Origin of the sequence: Streptomyces sp. ADI95-17 (assembly GCF_003846175.1) — a bacterium.
GTDB classification, from domain to species: domain Bacteria; phylum Actinomycetota; class Actinomycetes; order Streptomycetales; family Streptomycetaceae; genus Streptomyces; species Streptomyces sanglieri.
This window is the reverse complement of record NZ_ML123048.1, coordinates 465,597-478,750: the sequence shown is the minus strand read 5'-3', so window position 1 is coordinate 478,750 and position 13,154 is coordinate 465,597. Positions and strand designations below refer to the sequence as shown.

12 protein-coding genes and 2 pseudogenes are annotated in these 13,154 nt (G+C 70.5%); 7 read left to right on the top strand and 7 right to left on the bottom strand.

Annotated elements, in window-relative coordinates; translation table 11 throughout:
- Nucleotides 1-591: SRPBCC family protein (locus EES42_RS25245; protein WP_124720876.1), on the bottom strand; the 591-nt coding region annotated here is incomplete at its 3' end.
- Nucleotides 592-753: 162 nt separating this feature from the next.
- Between EES42_RS25245 and EES42_RS25240 the strand changes: the two genes are divergently transcribed.
- Nucleotides 754-1,407, top strand: coding sequence for a TetR/AcrR family transcriptional regulator (locus EES42_RS25240; RefSeq protein WP_124720535.1), 654 nt, complete (start codon nt 754-756; stop codon nt 1,405-1,407).
- 101 nt (nt 1,408-1,508) lie between these two features.
- Here EES42_RS25240 and EES42_RS25235 read toward each other — a convergent pair.
- Nucleotides 1,509-1,691: pseudogene (locus EES42_RS25235) on the bottom strand (phosphotransferase); the annotation flags it as partial.
- A 63-nt stretch (nt 1,692-1,754) separates the two neighbouring features.
- Between EES42_RS25235 and EES42_RS25230 the strand changes: the two are divergent.
- On the top strand, nt 1,755-2,906 hold the full coding sequence (locus EES42_RS25230; protein ID WP_124720534.1) for an aminoglycoside phosphotransferase family protein: 1,152 nt from the start codon (nt 1,755-1,757) through the stop codon (nt 2,904-2,906).
- A gap of 136 nt (nt 2,907-3,042) precedes the next feature.
- Here EES42_RS25230 and EES42_RS25225 read toward each other — a convergent pair.
- Nucleotides 3,043-3,327: pseudogene (locus tag EES42_RS25225) on the bottom strand (alpha/beta hydrolase fold domain-containing protein); the annotation flags it as partial.
- A gap of 68 nt (nt 3,328-3,395) precedes the next feature.
- Between EES42_RS25225 and EES42_RS25220 the strand changes: the two are divergent.
- On the top strand, nt 3,396-3,710 hold the full coding sequence (locus tag EES42_RS25220; RefSeq protein WP_164495297.1) for an MFS transporter: 315 nt from the start codon (nt 3,396-3,398) through the stop codon (nt 3,708-3,710).
- A gap of 69 nt (nt 3,711-3,779) precedes the next feature.
- Here EES42_RS25220 and EES42_RS25215 read toward each other — a convergent pair whose 3' ends face one another.
- Nucleotides 3,780-4,460, bottom strand: coding sequence for a M15 family metallopeptidase (locus tag EES42_RS25215; RefSeq protein WP_124720875.1), 681 nt, complete (start codon nt 4,458-4,460; stop codon nt 3,780-3,782).
- 340 nt (nt 4,461-4,800) lie between these two features.
- Here EES42_RS25215 and EES42_RS25210 point away from each other — a divergent pair, with 340 nt between their 5' ends.
- The 3 genes from EES42_RS25210 to EES42_RS47330 all read left to right on the top strand — a co-directional run bounded on the left by EES42_RS25210 (nt 4,801) and on the right by EES42_RS47330 (nt 6,552).
- Nucleotides 4,801-5,490: a DUF4232 domain-containing protein gene (locus tag EES42_RS25210; protein WP_124720531.1), complete on the top strand. Its 690-nt coding sequence runs from the start codon at nt 4,801-4,803 to the stop codon at nt 5,488-5,490.
- Nucleotides 5,491-5,533: 43 nt separating this feature from the next.
- Nucleotides 5,534-6,232 carry a VOC family protein gene (locus EES42_RS25205; protein ID WP_124720530.1) on the top strand — a complete coding sequence of 233 codons (699 nt, stop codon included), beginning with the start codon at nt 5,534-5,536 and terminating at the stop codon, nt 6,230-6,232.
- 191 nt (nt 6,233-6,423) lie between these two features.
- The gene (locus EES42_RS47330) at nt 6,424-6,552 is read left to right on the top strand and encodes a hypothetical protein (protein WP_266774583.1); all 129 of its coding nucleotides are present in this window, start codon (nt 6,424-6,426) and stop codon (nt 6,550-6,552) included.
- Between the two features lie 122 nt (nt 6,553-6,674).
- On the opposite strand, the gene EES42_RS25200 is transcribed toward EES42_RS47330, so the two are convergent.
- Genes EES42_RS25200 through EES42_RS25190 form a run of 3 tightly spaced genes read right to left on the bottom strand, consistent with a single transcriptional unit; the run spans nt 6,675 to nt 8,822 of the window.
- Nucleotides 6,675-7,538 carry an ABC transporter permease gene (locus EES42_RS25200; protein ID WP_124720529.1) on the bottom strand — a complete coding sequence of 288 codons (864 nt, stop codon included), beginning with the start codon at nt 7,536-7,538 and terminating at the stop codon, nt 6,675-6,677.
- Entirely contained in the window at nt 7,498-8,367 is an 870-nt protein-coding gene (locus EES42_RS25195; RefSeq protein ID WP_124720528.1) for an ABC transporter ATP-binding protein, read from the bottom strand. Before EES42_RS25195 ends, EES42_RS25200 begins: the two co-directional genes overlap by 41 nt.
- Entirely contained in the window at nt 8,364-8,822 is a 459-nt protein-coding gene (locus tag EES42_RS25190) for a MarR family winged helix-turn-helix transcriptional regulator (RefSeq protein ID WP_124720527.1), read from the bottom strand. The genes EES42_RS25195 and EES42_RS25190 overlap by 4 nt, the downstream gene beginning before the upstream one ends.
- 895 nt (nt 8,823-9,717) lie before the next feature.
- On the opposite strand from EES42_RS25190, the gene EES42_RS25185 reads away from it, so the two are divergent.
- Entirely contained in the window at nt 9,718-13,056 is a 3,339-nt protein-coding gene (locus tag EES42_RS25185; RefSeq protein WP_124720526.1) for a S8 family peptidase, read from the top strand.
- The last annotated feature ends 98 nt before the right edge of the window (nt 13,057-13,154 follow it).

Sequence of the window (13,154 nt, the reverse complement as noted above, 5' to 3'; positions counted from 1 at the left end):
GGCGGCGGTCTTCAGGTCGTGCAGCCATGCTTCGAGGCCCTGGCGGAGGATCTCCGTCGCGGTGGGCACATCCGCGTCGACCTGGGCACCGGTGTGGGTCTCCTCGGTGCTCACGCGGACGCCGCCGTCGACCGCGGTGAAGTGCCATACGTGGACGCCGTCGATACGCAGTCCCTCACCGATCGCGGGGCCGGTCCAGCGGATGCAGGAGCCGGGCCTGAGCTGCTCGACGGTGGAGGTGATGCCCAACTCGGTCGCCGGAGTCGCGGGGTTGGGAGGTACCGGGGTCGTCCACCGGAACGCCGAGCCCTTCCGGAGAGGGCCGTGGTCGAGGCGTTCCGCGGTCTTGACGGCGGCCTGCCAGGACGGCCACCGCGCCACGTCCGTCTGGAGTTTCCAGACGGTGCGCAACGGCGCGTGGATCAAGGTCTCGGTCCTGTGGCGAACACGCGCGCCGGGGTCGACACCTTCCCCGCGGCAGGTGAGGGACGTGCCGGGGTGGTGGTGAGCGGCTCCGGCGGGTGCGGCCGCGGTGCCGAGGACGGCGAGGGCGAGCGGGACGGTGAACAGGGCGGTGCGGATACCGGACATGGTGTTCCTCTTGTCGGTTGCCGGAAGGGAATGAGCTAGAGGCTTATGCGTTCGTTAGAGGTTATAACTCGCTGATTGACGGAGGGTCAAGGTGTTGCGTGATAGGTTCTAACGAAACCTTGAGGATGTAGCGGAGTGGGCGGGGAAGGAAGGTGGCGGGCCGTGGTCGAGCCGGATCCGAAGACCCCGCGGGAGCGCTACCGGGCCCAGGTCCGTGCGGAGATCAAGGAGCACGCCTGGGAGCAGATCGCCACGGCAGGAGTGCCCGCGCTCTCCCTCAACGCGGTCGCCAAACAGATGGGCGTGAGCGGCCCCGCGCTCTACCGTTACTTCGCCGGTCGCGACGAACTCATCACCGAGCTCATCCGGGACGCGTACCAGAGCCTCGCCGACACCTTCCGTGAGGCCCTCGCCGCCGGCGCCGACGTGGCCGGTCTGGCGCATGCCCTGCGCGGCTGGGCCCTGGCGGATCCCCAGCGCTACTTCCTCATCTACGGCACCCCCGTGCCCGGCTACCACGCGCCCGAGGACACCACCAGGATCTCCTCCCAGATCATGGCCACCCTGCTCGACGCCTGTGCGGCCCTCACCCCGGACGGTCCCACGACACCGTTGGGCGCCCACCTGGAGGAACACCGGGACTGGGCCGAAGGCCACCCCGCCCCCTCCGCGGCCCTCCACCAGGCCCTCAACTTCTGGACCCGGCTGCACGGTGTCCTGTCCCTGGAACTCGCGGGCCACTTCGCCGGAATGGGCCTCGACCCCGCCCTGCTCTTCGCAGCCGAGCTCGACGACCTGCTCACGCGGCGGGTTTGACGTCATCCGCTTCCGGCGTCGAGTCCGCCCTCGCCTCCGGCGTCGGCTCCGGCGTGCCGTGCCCCTCATGGACCCGTACGCCTGGCACGTGAATCGCTTGCTCAGCCGATCAGAGCCGCGGTGATCTGCCGGGTGGTCTGTGCGGCGACCCGTGGGTCGACCGCTGCGTAGGAGGTGTGGGCGTTCAGCGCGGTGGCCAGGGCCCAGCCGCGGCCCCGGGCCCAGGTGGCGTCGTCCACGCCGAGCGCGGCCCGGAAAGCAGCCCGGCTCGCGGCCGACATCAGCCTGCTCGCCCTGGTTCCTCGCGCGCGTGCCCGATGCGAGGGGGTGAGCCGTAGGGTGATCGCATGGCTGTCCCCAGAGGGACCTTCCGGGTCGATGCGCTGCAGAATCTCCTGACCGACCTCTGCGCCTCGCCAGTCGCCGTCGACCGCCTGGAGCGACTGGAGCCGTGGGCTGTGGCCCGGGTCCGGCTCCGAAGTGCTTCCGCGCTCCCGTGCTCCGTCGTCGTCAAGTGGATACCGGACGGGCAACGCGAGGCTCGTAGTGCCGCGTGGCGGCTGCGCAACGAACTGGCCGCGCTCCAGTTCCTCACCGAGGATCTCGGGATCGACCTCGCGCCCCGCGTCATCGCCGCCGACACCGCTGCCCGGTTCGTCGTTCTGGAAGACCTCGCGCCCCGCGTCCCCCTGGACCAACTGCTCCGACGGGACGGAGCGGAAGCGCACGGCGACCGACTGGCCGCGTTCGCCCGCGCCCGCGGTGCGCTGAGCGCGGCCACCTCGGGGCGGGCGGAGACCTACTACGCCCGCCGGGCCGAGCTGGGACCCGTCGATCCCGCAGCCGACCGGGCAGGACGACTCGCCCCTCTCCGGGCGGGAGCGATCGAGCACGCCTCGTCGCTCGGTGTGCCGCTCGGCGGCCGATCGGCCCACGAACTCACCTCGGCCCTGGACGAGTTGGCTGCTCCAGGACCCTTCCTCGCCCTCAGTAACGGGGACACGGAAGCCAACAACATCCTGCTCCATGCCTCCGGCCCGGCCGAGGCCCGCCTCATCGACTTCGAATTCGCCGGCTACACCCACGCGCTGACCGATGCCGTGTGCCTGTACGTGCCCGGCCCGGCCTGGCTGGCAGTGGGCGATCCGACGACCACCGGCCTCGCCGACCAGTACCGCCGCGCCCTGGCCCGCGGCATCCCGGAGGCCGAGGACGACCGGCGATATGGACACGGCCTCGCCGCTGCCTGCGTGTCCTGGACGCTGATCCGTCTGCGGAGATTCGCCCTGCTCGACACCCGCCCGCCAGGTGACCACAGCCGACTCCAGCTCATCGCGACGCTGGAAACAGCCGCCGGCACCGCCCAGACCTGCAGGACCCTGCCCCACCTCACCTCCTGGATCCGTCGTATCGCCGCTGTGCTGCGCCATCGCTGGCCCGACGCGGACCAGGACTTCGCCGACCCGACACGGTTCCCGCCCTACCGGGCCCGGCACTGAACCCGAGCGCCCCTTCACAGCTCGCCCGCGACCGGACGAGGGGAATCGAGCGGCCGGCTTCTCGCTCAACCGGCCACGCCCTCCCCACCGCGCCGCCGGCGTCCGCGCGAGGAACGCTCAGCCGTGATGCGTCGGGTTACGGACGTGTGCCGGGCAGGGGCCGGGTGTTCAGGGCCCGGTCGAGGGCATCGACGCGATAGCCGGTGATGCGAGTGCTGAGTTCGGCGTCGGGGGCGAGCAGTTCGCCGGCATGGATGCCGCCGGGGTAGACGTGCAGTTCGACCGGAACGCCTGCCTGCATGAGCCGGTTGGCGTACGCGATGTTCTCGTCACGGAAGAGGTCGAGTTCGCCGACGTCCAGGTATGCCGGCGGCAGCCCGCTCAGGTCGTCGGCCCGGGCGGGAGCGGCGTAGGGGTCGACTCGGCACAGCCGACCGCCGACTGCGCACCGCGACACTCGCCCTGCTGGCCCTGGCCACCCTGTGCCTGGTGTCCTTCGGACTGTTCGGGCACAGCACGGCGGCCGTACTGCTCGGCGCATTCCTCTGGGGCGGGACGCACGGCGGCATCCCCACGCTGATGCAGACCGCAGGAGTCAGGGCGGCACCACAGGACCCCGACACCGCCAACTCCCTGTGGGTCACGGGTTGGAACATAGGCATGGCCGGCGGATCGCTGCTCGGCGGCGCGGCCCTCACCCGTACCGGAACCGGTGCACTGCCCTGGACGGCGGCCGCCCTGCTCGCCGCGGCCGTCCTGACTGCCGCACTCGCGCGCCGCAACGGCTTTCCTCCCGCAGATTGAGCCGGCCCGGCCGACAAGCCGAGCGGAGAGCCGCGTTCAGGGGCGTCATCCCCCGGACCGGCTACCTGCTCAGCCCTCACCCGTACGACGTCGGCGCGGGGTGATCTCCTTCGGGCCGTAGAGGGCCGCGGTCTTCCCGGTGGCCAGAGCCCAGTAGCGGTCGCCGAAGGACCAGTGCCACCACTCCGTCGGGTAGTTCACCAGCCCCCCAGCGGTGAGCACGGAGCCCAGCAGCTTCCGGTTGGAACGGGCCTCCTCGCCGATGTTGTGGGCGTGGGTGTAGCAGGCGCCCTCGCTCTCCTCCGGGTCCGCGTTCATCCGTGTGCCCAGATCCAGTTCCCGGCCGTTTCTGTCGGCCAGGGTGAGGTCGACGGCCGCCCCGGCGCTGTGCGGGGCGATGTCGGGCGGAGACACGTAGCGGCTCGCCGCCGAGTGGATCTGCCCACCGGGCCACGCCGGGTGGCTGACGCGCAGTCGGCCGGCGTACTCCTCGAAGTACTCCCGCTGGAGCGAAGGCGGCCTGTACCCCTCGACGAACAGTAGCCGCAGCCCTTGCGGAAGCATCGCCTGGGCCTTGAGCAGCCGGTCCAGCACGCCGTCCCGCAGGTACGCGAAGGCGTCCGCGGGGTCCTGCTCGCGTGCGTCGACCAGCAACGAGCCGCTGCGGCGGACGTCCACGAGACGTTCGCCGCATTCCGCAACGGGTATCGCGGCGACCCTCGGGTCCGACATCAGGACGATCTCATTCATGTCGATCTCATTCATGGCGCGATCATCTCGCAGCTGATCGAGGTGTCCCCGGCAGCGATCGCGTGAAGGGAGAAACGGCTCCGGGAGAACCGGCGTCGGTCGCCTCAGCCGTACCGGTGCACCTGCCCCGGACCGGCGTCGCCCACCACGCCGGCCATTTCCTGGGCGAACCCGGACATGCCCCTTGAGCTGGGGGTTGTTACAAGCCAACGCCGTTTTCTGGAACCGGAGTCGCTGAGACAGAACCCGGACATCCGCAGGATCATTTCAGGATCGACTCGGCCCTAGTGTCATCGGTGTCAGCAGGAAACACCGCAATCGACAGCCGCTGGAGATCACGATGCGTTCGCATCTCGCCGCCCGTTCCGCCCGCCTCGTCCTGGCCGCCGCGGCCGTGACGGCCCTCGCCGCCACCGCCACTGCCTGTGGACCCGAGGACATCGAGGACGCCGGCAGTTCGGCGGCCCCCTCCTCCGTCGCCTCCGCCGGCAGCGACAACTCCTCCAGCGACAGCCCCTCCACGGGTGGCTCCAACGCCGGCGGTTCCACCGACAAGAAGACCGACTCCGGCGCCAAGGCCGGCTCCGGTTCCGGCTCCGGTGACGGCGAGAAGAGCGGTTACGGGCAGTCCTGCGGCACCAACGACCTGGAATTCACGGTCACTTCGGAGTCCCAGGCCGGCGGCTACTACCTCGTCACAGCCAAGGCCAAGTCCGGCATCACCTGCTACCTGGACACCAACACCCCCACCGCTTCCTTCGGCTCCGGTGCCGACGGTGTCGCCTCGCCCGTCGGACAGGGTGGCGAAGACCCCATCAAGCTCACCGGTTCCGCAGTCGCGTACACCGGAATCAGCCCCAAGACCACCAACACCGATGACGGCAAGGAATTCGAGAACGTCATCATCGCCACCACCGAGGACGATCCCAACCCCGCCGAACTCAAGCTCCCCGAGCCCGCCAACGTCGACAAGCCCATCGTCACCAACTGGGCCACCAACCGCGCCGAGGCCATCCCCGTCATCGTCTGAGCGGGCGGCAGGAGTTGTCGGACCTGCGCGTTACGGTGAGGGCATGACCTACGTAGAAGGCAGCACCGAACGCGTCAGACCGCAGCAGTTCCACGAGGCCGCGGGCGTGGCGGACTGGCGCGTCGTGGGCGAGGGCGCGTGTGCGTACTTCCGCACCGGGTCGTTCGAGGCCGGCGCCCGGTTCGTGCGGGCACTCGGCGAGATACCGGGAGTCGGGGACGAATCCCCGGACGTCGACGTGAGGCAGAAAGGCGTGACCGTACGGCTGATCACGGTCACGGACGACTACTACGGCCTGACCGAACGGCACGTCGAGCTGGCCCGGCAGATCTCGGCGGTGGCCCGCACGCTGGCCATACCGGCCGACCCGTCCGCCGTACAGACCGTCCAGGTCACCGTCGATGCCCTCGCAGGTCCCGACGTAGTGGCGTTCTGGCGCGCCCTGCTCGGCTACCAGGACCGCGCGGACAGTGGCGAGGACCTGATGGACCCGCGCCGCCGCGGAGCACCGTTCTATTTCCAGCAGATGGACGCACCGCGCCCGCAGCGCAACCGGGTCCACGTCGATGTGTGGGTGCCGTACGACCAGGCCGAGGCCCGGATAGCCGCGGCGCTCGCGGCCGGCGGCCGCCTGGTGAACGACGCCGACGCGCCGTCGAACTGGGTGCTGGCCGACCCCGAGGGCAACGAGGCGTGTGTCGGCGTGGCCGGCCCACCCGCGCCGACCGCCGACCTCCGGTGAAGGTCCCTGCCCGTCCGTGAAGGTCCCTGACGAGCAGGGCGGGAGAGGCCCCCAGGTGGTGCGTGCCACGGGTTCGCCCGCGGCCGGCCTGCGCAGTGGGCCGGCACGGTCCGGGCTGACCATGCCGCGCGGGGCCGGCCTTCTGCTTGGGGCGACACGCACCGAAGCGCGGCACCACGACGCACCTCGCGGTGCCCCGGAAGCGGCTGACCGGCGGCGCGAGGAGGGTCGAGACGGGGCACGGCCTGCCCGTCAGCCTGGCCCCGGCCGTGCAGGCGGCCGTCGTGTACCAGGAGGTGGAAGCAGCCATCCGCCGGTGAAGGATCTCCAGAAGGCACTGCGTGAGAGGCGTTCCCCATCTGCTCGACGAGGCGGGCCGATCACCTGTACGGAGGCGGGCTGATCGCACGAACGGCCGGTGACCCGGACACCCCTGTAGTGGTCAGCGGGCCAGGCGGCCCAGCAGCGAACCGGCGGCGACGATGCCGGCCAGTGCCGCGAAAGCGAGGACCGCGAGGTCGAGGCCGAGGTGGGCCTGGGTGCCGATGAGCAGCCCGCGCAGGGCGTCGACCTCGTAGCTCAGCGGGTTCACCCTGCTGACGGCCTGGAGCCAGCCGGGCATGAGGGCGACCGGGTAGAGCGCGTTGGAGGCGAAGAAGAGCGGCATCGTGATGGCCTGGCCGATGCCCATCAACCGGTCGCGGGTCAGGACGATCCCGGCGATCGACATCGACAGGCAGGAGAAGAACGCCGAGGCGAGCACGACGACCACGACGACGCCGAGCAGCCGCAACGGGTTCCATGTCATGCCGACACCGATCAGCGCGGCGATCACGATGACGACCGCGGCCTGGATCACTGCTTTCACTCCGGCGGCGAAGGCCTTGCCGGCCACCAGGGCGGTCCGGGGCGTCGGTGTGACCATGAGTTTGGTGAGGACGCCGGAGTCCCGCTCCCAGATGATCATGATTCCGTAGAAGATCGCGATGAACATGGCGGACTGGGCGATGATGCCGGGCGCGAGGAAGTCGAGATAGGGAACGCCGCCGGTGGGGATGGCGTGGATGCGGGAGAACGTCACGCCGAAGATCAGCAGCCAGAGCGCGGGCTGTACGGCACGGGTGTAGATCTCGGTGCGGTCGTGGCGCAGCTTCTGCATTTCGACCACGCACATCGCGGTGACACGCGCTGGTACGACGCGCCAGCCCGTGCGGGGCGGTGGCGGGGTCAGCAGCAGAGCGAAGCGCCGATCCGGCGGGCCGGACTCAGCCGAGGCGGGATGCGGTGCGACGGGTACGGCGGACATCTCGGAACGCTCCTCTCTCCTCGTTCTCCGCGGTGGAACCGGGGTCGTTCAGTCCGCTTCCGGAGTGGTACCGGAAGACGTCCTCCAGGGACGGTGCCGAAAGGCCCGTCTCGCCCGATTCCCGCCGGTGGGCGACGAGTTCGCTCTTGAGCTGGGCGGGGGTGCCGAGCGCGCGGAGTCGGCCGAGGTGCATCAGCGCGAGCCGGTCGCAGCGCTGGTCGGCCTCGTCCATGGAGTGGGTGGTGACCAGCACGGTCATGCCGGTGCCCGCCCGTATCTCGGTGATGCGGTCCCAGACGCTGTCGCGCGCGATCGGGTCCAGACCGATGGTCGGTTCGTCCAGGATCATCAGCCGGGGCGCGCTGACCAGTGCCTGCGCGAGTTCGAGACGGCGGACCATGCCGCCGGAGTACGTGGAGGCGAGCCGGTGCGCGACATCGCCGAGTCCGACCGCGTCCAGCGCCTGGGAGACCCGTGCGGCGCGCTCGCGGCGAGGTACGTCGAACACGCGGGCGAAGAGCTGGACGTTCTCCCGGCCGGTGAGGCTCGCGTCGGCCGACAGTTGCTGCGGTACGTAGCCGAGCAGGCGCCGCACCGCCATCTTGTGCCGGGACGCGTCATGGCCGAACACCTGGATGACGCCGGGCGGCACTGGCAGGAGCGTGGTGATCGCGCGCATCGTGGTGGTCTTGCCCGCACCGTTGGGGCCCAGGAGGCCGAACACCTCCCCCTCGTCGACCAGCAGGTCCAGGCCGTCGACGGCCTTCGCGTCACCGAAGCTGTAGCTCAGTCCGGTGCAGTTGAGGGCGGGGGCGGATTCCGTGGTCACGCGGTCTCATCCCCTTGGTTTCGCAGTGAGGCGGAGAGTCTGTGCAGAGCCGGGAGTGCCGCGGCGAGTGCCGCCCGGTCGGCCGCGTCGAGTCCGGCCAGGTGTTCCCGGAACAGCGCCTCGCGACGGGCGTGCCAGTCGCTCAGCTTCCCGACCCCCGCTCGGGTCGGATACAGCAGTGCGGCCCTCCTGTCTCCGGGGTCCCTCTCCCGTCGCAGCAGTCCTTCGGCGACGAGGTGGTTCACCAGGGTGCTGACCGAGTTGGGCGCGAGACAGAGGCTGTGCGCGGCTGTGGAGATGCGGATGCCGGGTTCGGCGGCCACCAGCCGCAGGAGTTCGGCGTGCGCCCCGCGCAGCCGGGGCGCCGACTGGCCGCTCCACAGCCTTCGCCGGGCGAGCCTCTGGATACGGGGCAGAAGTCCGGCGAGCTCATCAGGCAGATCACCCGCCGCCATCTGTCAATTTTAGCTCTGTATGCGAGCTAATGTGCGGTTTTCTCCTGTGCAGGACAGCGGGTCCGCCGTCCCCGCGATGAGCGGGAGGCGACGCGTCCAATCTTGGTTGTCGATCATGGAGGGAAGCCCCTTGCTGGTTTCGCATCCCCGCGTCCGGTGGCGATCGCGGCTCGATCCAGCCTCTTGGTCTGCCGGTCATCAGCCGGTCCCCGGGGTGCAGTGCGCCTCGGGATGCAGGAGGGCCGGGCGGTCGGCATCCGCCCGGCCCGTGGCCGGCGGCATCACCCGCCGGCCGTTCGACCGACTCCGGTTCAGGAAGGAGGCCGTCTATGAGGCCTGTCCGAACTGGCTGCGGTCGAGGCTTCGGCGGCACGCGCCGAAAGTCCGGCCTGCGGAGGCTCGTGCGGAGCCTGGCTCCGAGAGCACGCCTCCCGCCGAACCCGCCCGCAGCTGGCTTGGTCGCCGGCTCATGTCTCATGGCGCAACGTCCGGTTTTGTTGTCCCGGTTGCATCCCGGCCTTGGTGCGAGCCGCGATGTCCCCGCTGTCACCACGCACCGCCATGTCGGTCACTCGCCGAGCCTGTCGGCACCCACTCCGACCAGCGAAGAACGACCTCCCGGACCACGCGCCGTGCAGTCACCGCACCGCCCCGCAGGGGTCGCGGACGGTCCGTGCGTCCGCGCAGGGAATGCCGCCCACGAACAAGCTGACGAGTCGTCAGTATGTGGGGCCCGGCCGAGCCTCACATACTGAGGCGTTGTTACACAACGATCATTGAGTGCCTCCGAGCGCCCCCGGAATACTTCAAGTCCTCGGGGCCGCACGAGTATTCGAGAGCGCCCCATGCGGGCCGGGCCCTCGCCCGTCCGATTCACTCCTGAGCAGGGGCAATCTTGCGTAAACGATCAAAACAGGCGCATGCCGTCGTGGCTGCGGCCGCCGTCGTCCTGACGGCGGGCATGACCGGCCCGGCATCGGCGAGGACCAGCGGCCCCGGCAGGGCAATCCCGGTCGTCGCCAAGGACACGGGGACGGTCGGCAAGGCCGTGCGCACCGTCACCCTGATCACCGGTGACCAGGTCCTCGTGGACTCCCGTGGCAGGGTCGGCGGTATCCAGCGGGCGAAGGGCAGACAGGACATCCCCTTCTTCACCCGGACCTATGACGGCCGTACCTATGTGATGCCGCGTGATGCCCGGCGGCTGATCGCCGACGGCACACTGGACCAACGGCTGTTCGACATCACCGGACTCACCGAACCGGAGAGCCTCAAGGCCAACCGGGCCGGCCTCAAGGTGATCGTCGGCTACCGGGGGGCGGCGGCCGGGTCCGCCCGCGCCGAGGTGCGTTCCTCCGACGGCACCACCGTCCGCCGGACGCTGTCGGCCCTCGACGCCGACGCCGTCACCAGCACCACCGACAGCGCGGGTTCCCTGTGGGACGCGCTGACCCGTCGGCGGGGCGACGGTTCGGCGGCCACGACCTCCGGTATCGCGCGAATCTGGCTGGACGGCGTACGGAAGGCGTCGCTCGACCGCAGCACCGGCCAGATCGGCGCTCCGGCGGCCTGGGCCCGCTCCTACGACGGCACCGGTGTGAAGATCGCCGTCGTGGACACCGGAATCGACGCCACCCACCCGGACCTGGCGGGACGGGTGGTGGCGGAACGGAACTTCAGCGGCTCCCCGGACGCCCGGGACCGGGTCGGACACGGCACGCACGTGGCCTCCATCGCCGCCGGTACGGGAGCCAAGGACGCCCGGTTCAAGGGCGTGGCGCCCGGGGCCCGGCTGATCAACGCCAAGGTGCTGGACGATCAGGGCAACGGTGACGACTCCAGCGTCCTGGCGGGGGTCGACTGGGCCGTCGCCCAGGGGGCCGACATCATCAATATGAGTCTGGGCAGCCCCGACACCCCGGGGACCGACCCTCTGGAGGCCCAGGTCGACAAGCTCTCCGCCGAGAAGGGCGTCCTGTTCGCGGTGGCCGCGGGCAACAACGGGCCGGGCCGGGGCACGGTCGCGTCCCCCGGCAGCGCCGACGCGGCGCTGACGGTCGGTGCCGTCGACGATGACGACCAGATCGCCGACTTCTCCAGCGTCGGGCCCCGCATCGGGGACGGCGCCGTCAAGCCCGACATCACCGGACCGGGTGTGGACATCACGGCGGCAGCGGCGAGCGGCACCCCGGACCAGAACCCTCCCGGATACGTCAGCAAGAGCGGCACGTCGATGGCGACTCCGCACGTCGCGGGCGCCGCGGCGATCCTCAAGCAGGAGCACCCCGCCTGGACGGGTGCACAGATCAAGGCGGCCCTGACGGGTTCGGCCAAGGGCGGCTCCCACTCGGTCTTCCAGCAGGGGTCGGGCCGGCTCGCCGTCGACAAGGCGATCGACCAGACGGTCGTCTCCGAACCGGCCTCGGTCGCCCTGGGCACCCAGAAGTGGCCCCACACCGACGACACACCCGTCGCCAAGCAGGTGAGGTACCGGAACAGCGGCACCACCGACGTGACGCTGGACCTGTCGCTGGAGGCGCCCACCGGCGGGGACGAGAAGCCCGCCCCGGCCGGGTTCTTCACCCTCGGGGCACAGCGGATCACGGTCCCGGCCGGCGGTACCGCCGCCGTGGACCTCACGGCCGACACCCGGCTCGGCGGTACGGTCGACGGCTCGTACTCGGCCACGGTCGTCGCGTCCGGCGGCGGACAGAGCGTGCGCACCGCGGCATCGGTGGAACGCGAGGCCGAGTCGTACGACGTCACCTTCAACACCGTCGGACGGGACGGTGCGGCCAGCACCAACTGGCAGGCCGACCTGAAGGGCTACGGCGGGTCCGCCACGGGCCGTCGGTTCTTCCCGGACCTGTCGTCGGGCTCCGCCACGGTCCGACTGCCGCGAGGTACCTACAGTCTCGCCGCCGACATGCTGGTCGACCCCACTGCCCCGGGCAAGGGCATCGACCTGATCAACAACCCGCAGTTCTCGGTGACCGGTCCCACCACGGTCACTCTCGACGCCCGGACCACCCGGCCCGTCGACTTCAAGGTGCCGGACGCGGCCGCACGATATACGCGCGCCGGAATGATGTACACCGTGAGCACACCCGAGACCTTCATCATCGAGGGCGGCGAGTTCGGCAGCTTCGACCATCTGCGCACCGCGTACCAGGGACCCGAGATGGACGACGGCGTCCTCGCCCAGCAGTGGTCCGCGCACTGGCAGCGGGGCAGCAACGAGTACAACGTCCTCACCGGCGGCCCGGTCAAGGAACTGGCCACCGGTTACAGCAAGACCTACAAGCCCGGGGACATGGCCCTGGTGAAGGCGAAGGTCGGATCGTCCGTACCGGGCCTCGACGGCGCCCTCGCGGCGCACGGCATACTTGACTACGGAGGCGGCGTCGACGCCCCCTACACCGTGCAGCCGGCACCGGGAACGCGCAACGTGTACCTGTCCACGGCCGACGGAGCCGCCTGGAACATCGTCGCGGGAGTGCTGGGCGGGGCGGATCCCTCGGGCCGGCGGGACTTCGACGCGCTCTACGGCCTCGACGAGCCGCGGCGGTACAAGGCGGGGGAGACGTACACCGAGACCTACAACGTCGGTGCGCCGGGGCCGCGGATGAACGCGAACGAGGGCATCGTGCGCGACGGCGACACCGTCTTCGGTTCGCTGCCGCTGGTCAGTGACGGAGCAGGCCATTTCGGGATCGCCCGGTACTCGGGCGCGAGCACCACCGTCCACCGCAACGGTGAGCTGTTCGTGAAGAAGGACGTCGCCATCGACCAGGAGCCCTTCGCGCTGCCGTCGGAACCCGCCACGTACACGGTGTCGACCACGATCCACCGGGACCCGGAGATCAACCGTACCGGCACCCGGATCGACGCCTCGTGGACCTTCGGCTCGGCCCGCACCGAGAGCCCGACCATGCTCCCGGTCTCCACGGTCCGCTTCCTGCCGCGGCTCGCGCTGGACTCCACCGTTCCGGCAGGCGGCAAGCAGACCGTCCCCGTCGAGGTGCAAGGCGCGGCGGCTGGCGCCAACCTGAAGACCCTGCGGGTCATGGTGTCGTACGACGACACGACGTGGCTGCCCGTCCCGGTCACGGCGGACAAGGTCACGGTGAAGGCCCCGGCGAAGGGCAAGGCGATCTCGCTGAAGGCCGTCGTCACCGACAAGGACGACAACGAGTCGACGGTCACCATCCACAACGCCTTCTTCGGCAGGTGAGGCGAGACCGGGCCGACAACCAGGGGCACCGCGCAACCGGATGAGAGACCCACGGGCGGAGCACCGCCCCGGGTGAGCCGGGAGGAGCGGCCCGCCGG

Coding starts and splice junctions, on each gene's coding strand:
- EES42_RS25230 (WP_124720534.1), top strand. CDS start 1,755: ATGGCTGTCCCCAGAGGGACCTTCCGGGTCGATGCGCTGCAGAATCTC.
- EES42_RS25215 (WP_124720875.1), bottom strand. CDS start 4,460: ATGAATGAGATCGTCCTGATGTCGGACCCGAGGGTCGCCGCGATACCC.
- EES42_RS25210 (WP_124720531.1), top strand. CDS start 4,801: ATGCGTTCGCATCTCGCCGCCCGTTCCGCCCGCCTCGTCCTGGCCGCC.
- EES42_RS25205 (WP_124720530.1), top strand. CDS start 5,534: ATGACCTACGTAGAAGGCAGCACCGAACGCGTCAGACCGCAGCAGTTC.
- EES42_RS25200 (WP_124720529.1), bottom strand. CDS start 7,538: ATGTCCGCCGTACCCGTCGCACCGCATCCCGCCTCGGCTGAGTCCGGC.
- EES42_RS25190 (WP_124720527.1), bottom strand. CDS start 8,822: ATGGCGGCGGGTGATCTGCCTGATGAGCTCGCCGGACTTCTGCCCCGT.